This is a genomic window from uncultured Leptotrichia sp., from assembly GCF_938036635.1.
Lineage (GTDB): Bacteria > Fusobacteriota > Fusobacteriia > Fusobacteriales > Leptotrichiaceae > Leptotrichia > Leptotrichia hongkongensis.
Map to the genome: position 1 here is coordinate 1 of NZ_CALHQO010000342.1, position 3,263 is coordinate 3,263.

Consider the following 3,263-nt stretch of genomic DNA (forward strand, 5'->3'; position numbering starts at 1 on the left):
TACAAAAGCAAGAAGTCAGACGGATCCTGGTGGGAAGAATTGGAATGGAAAAAGAATAGCAGAAACAATTATGGATATAGGAGGCGCTCCAGGAAAAGGCTTTACTATTGCTTCAGGAGTAACTATAAATATAAAAAAAGATGGAACAAGAGCTGCAGTTATTGATGCAGGAGATTGGGGACTAAGTACACCACAAACAACATCAGTAACTAATAATGGAAAAATTAATCTTTATAATCAAACTACTGCAGGTCTAGAGGTACAAGGTAATCCACTACTTGGTGATTTTTCATTGATAAATAATGGAGAAATAATCGGACATGGGAGTAAGCAAGTCGCTTTAACATTGACACCAGAGCAACCAAATGCACACGGAAGTATTCAAACTTTGAAAAATAATACTAAAATTGATATGGCTGGAAGTCAGTCGGTAGGATTAAATATTGTTAATCGAAAACTTTATCAAAGTAAAGAGAATGCGGCATTAAATAAAATTTATCCGGGTGGTTTTTATAATGATTTAAAAACAGTAGCAATAAATAGCAGTGGTGCTGAAATAACACTTGGTGGAACAAATAGTTATGGTATTGCTTTTGGAGCACTGGGTCATGATAGTCAATTAACTGAAGGCTCAGTATTTCAAAATTTAGGAAATATAAATATTAATAATGATAGTTCAGGTGGAATTGCTGTAAAAGCTGCTAAATATTGGGTTGATGTTTCAGGAAAAGATAAAACATTTACGGCGACAGATACTATTTCTGCAACGCTTGAAAATACTTCTATTGGAAACATTACTGTAAAAGGAACAAATTCATTTGGAATTTATTCTGAAGAGATAAATGGAACAAATCATGGAGCTATAAATATAGAAGGCAGTAAAGATTACTCAATAGCTCTTCGTGCGAATAAAACTGGAACTGTGATACCAACATTAACTAACAATGGTACAGTTTCTATTTCAAGTACTGGAAAGGAAAATATTGGTTTTTATACGAAGAATGCGAAAGTTGTTAATAACGCTGGAAAAACAGTCAGTATAACTGCTGGTCAAAATATTGGAATGGCGGTTTATGGGACTAGTAAGACTGATTATGGAGAAGGAACTAATGCTGGAACGATTACAGCTAATTCGGCTGGATCTATTGGAGTTATAACTTCTAATTATGGGAAAGTAACAAATACAGGAACTATAGGTGTTACTGGTGGAAATACGTCAGATAATAACAAAGGTACTGTTGCGGTAATTGTTGGGAAAAATTCAACGATTGATAGTAGTAATGGAACGATTAATGCAACTGTAACTGATAACAAATCTATTGGGGTTTATTCTGATGGAACATTAAAATTAGGTACTGGAACGATTTTGGCTGATGCAGGAGCGATTAACTATTTTGCTGATAATAATGGAGAAATTGAAGTTGTAAGTGGAAAAACATCTACAGCTACGACTGGACAAAAATCGCTATTATTTTACAATGGTACAAATGGAACTGGGAAAGTTAAAATAAGTGGGACTTTGAATGCAACAGTTGCTGGTGGGACAGATGCAACTAATAGAGGGACTGCATTTTACTATGTACCAAGTACGACTTCAGCTACTGGAAGTGCGGTTGGATATAATAATACTGTAAATTACGGTGCTTTTGGAGCTTCTGATATTAGTGGTTATTTTGCTACTACTTTTAGTGGAACAATTGCAAATCTTAATTTAACAATGCAAAATGATTCAAGATTGTTTTTAGCTTCAAAAGTTAAGATGAATTTAAGTGATACGAATATTTCATCTGTGCCTGGTGGTCCAACTATAACAGGAAGTAACTATAAAAATTTCATGCTTTATTTAAGTGAAGTTAAAGTAGACAATGCAGTTGATCTTGATAATGCTACAGATCTGTATAATACTTTGGAAATTTCTAATTCATCAATAATTAACCAAAACAAGATAAGCGGAAATGATGACGGTCGTGTTGCAATGGCTCAAGAAAATAAAACAGTATCAAAACCAGCAGTAACTCTAATGAATGACACAGCAGGAACGATTGAACTAAATGGGAAAAATGCGCTTGCAATTTATGCGAAATACGGAAATGTAGTTAATAGAGGGCAAATTACGCTAACTGGAAAGGATTCGACAGGACTTTACGGTGTTGAAAACTCAAAAGTAATTAATGAATCAACTGGAAAAATTACATTAGACGGTGAATCTGGAGCTGCAATGTACTATACAAATACATCTGCAACTAAATTAACTTCTGAAATAATGCAAAATGATGGAACAATTGATGGAGAAAGTGATTCTTCAATCGGAATGATTTACGATGCAGGAAAATTAGATGCGTCAGTTTCAAGTGGAACAGCAACATTAGTAAAAAATACAGGAACAATCTCACTAACAGGAGATAAAAATGTAGGAATCTTTACAAAACCAGATACATTAAACAAAGGGTATGTAACTGAAAATAGTGGAAATATTATATTAACAGGAGATTCTGCAACATTAAGTAATCCAAATGTTGGAATTTATACAACTGGAAAAAACAATACAATTAAAACGAATGCAGGCTCTAAAATTGAGACAGGAGCGAAAACAGTTGGAATATTTGGATATGCAGTGGAAAACTCTGGAGATATAACAGTTGGAAGTGGTGGAGTTGCAATTTATTCACAAAATGGTGATATTGCATTAAGTGATGGAACGATAAAAACTGGAAATGATGAGGCTGTAGGACTTTATTTGGTGGGAGAAAATCAAAATGCTCATGTCAATGTCAATGCAAAATTTGATCTTGGAGATAATTCATTTGGAATTGTAAATGCCAACGCAACTGGAAATAACTATATTACGAGTAGTGCGACAAGTGTTGGATTAGGAAGTAGATCTGTTTACGCATACTCAGCTGATAAACTTGGAGTAATTGCCAATTACACAGATATTAGTACAAAAAATGCAACAAGTAGAGAAAACTTTGGTATTTATTCATCAGGAAGAGTTGATAATCATGGAAATATTAACTTTGAGAACGGTATTGGAAATGTCGGAATTTATGTAACTGGAACAGATGGGAAAGCCTTTAACTTAAATGGTGGAACAATAACAATAAGTAAATCTGATGTTGTTGGAAACAATTATTCAATAGGAATGGCAGCTAAAAATGGTGCAGTTGCTGAAAATGAAGGAATAATCAATGTTACAGGTGACAATGGAATTGGAATGTATGCAAGTGGGCCTGGTTCTAAAGTTATAAATAAGGCAACTGGAG

1 protein-coding gene is annotated in these 3,263 nt (G+C 34.0%); it reads left to right on the plus strand.

What is annotated here, in order from left to right; all coding sequences use genetic code 11:
* Window positions 1-3,263 (plus strand): beta strand repeat-containing protein (locus Q0370_RS06785; RefSeq protein ID WP_367270868.1); only part of this gene is annotated, 3,263 nt, incomplete at both ends.